Source organism: Serratia sp. 506_PEND (genome assembly GCF_001076875.1).
GTDB classification, from domain to species: Bacteria; Pseudomonadota; Gammaproteobacteria; order Enterobacterales; family Enterobacteriaceae; genus Serratia; species Serratia marcescens.
The window spans coordinates 1-763 of the sequence record NZ_JVEL01000068.1; the positions used below are offsets into that span (position 1 = coordinate 1).

2 protein-coding genes are annotated in these 763 nt (G+C 50.3%); both read left to right on the plus strand.

Translation table 11 applies throughout. The annotated features are described in order from the left end of the window. The first annotated feature begins 106 nt into the window (after positions 1 to 106). On the plus strand, positions 107 to 388 hold the full coding sequence (locus ADK28_RS02350; RefSeq protein WP_048794780.1) for a DUF7681 family protein: 282 nt from the start codon (positions 107 to 109) through the stop codon (positions 386 to 388). Positions 389 to 485: 97 nt separating this feature from the next. After that, on the plus strand, positions 486 to 710 hold the full coding sequence (locus ADK28_RS02355; RefSeq protein WP_048794781.1) for a hypothetical protein: 225 nt from the start codon (positions 486 to 488) through the stop codon (positions 708 to 710). Positions 711 to 763: the final 53 nt, after the last annotated feature.

Genomic DNA, 763 nt, shown 5'->3' on the forward strand with positions numbered 1-763 from the left:
AAAGGCATTCGCTGAGTGCCTTTGACAGAATAAATACACTGAATCCTCGCGTGATGTTCAACGGCATCGCCGGGGTTATATCCAACGAACCAGCAGGAAGTTCTATATGAGCGAAGCTAAACCGCAAGATGGCAGCACCGTGAAGGGATACCGCACTTTAACGCCAGGTGATATTGAGCGCATGAACCGTCTCAAAGGTGCCAGTCGTCATTTTTGCAGTCTGATCGAAACTGAGCGCGATGAGGTTGCAGCCGAGTTATGTGAAACGGGAAATCACTCAGCCGAAGCGCATGAGGCCGCACGTTGCCTGGCTATCGCCCACACCAAGATGCAGGAAGCCTGCATGTGGGCCTGTCGGGCGGTGGCTCGACCGGATGCGGATTGCTAACACAATCGGCATTACGGGTGGCCTTTGTGAGCCTCGCATTAGCGGGGCTTTTTTATACCCATAGTAAATATCAATCACTAAGCATTAAGGAGTAATTATGTACGCACTGAAGAAACAAACTAACCAAAGCACCCAGGTAATTCTGCTTGGCAACCAATTTACTATTAAGCGCTACCCACCGACTGGTAACGGCGCGGTGGGTAGCGTGACCGGTGAGGATCCACGTTGTTGCTATGAAATTGGCGCTGAAATGAATGCGTTTGTGACAACAGTGGAGGGAAAAACGGTGGAGGTCATTCACCGCATGACTAAGCCTGACTGAGTTTAGCCTGCATTACAGATGGCCTTTGCGAGGGCCATCGATAATGCAAAATA

What these genes read in the sequence shown, in the direction of transcription:
- ADK28_RS02350 (WP_048794780.1), top strand. Translation starts at nt 107, where the DNA reads ATGAGCGAAGCTAAACCGCAAGATGGCAGCACCGTGAAGGGATACCGC.
- ADK28_RS02355 (WP_048794781.1), top strand. Translation starts at nt 486, where the DNA reads ATGTACGCACTGAAGAAACAAACTAACCAAAGCACCCAGGTAATTCTG.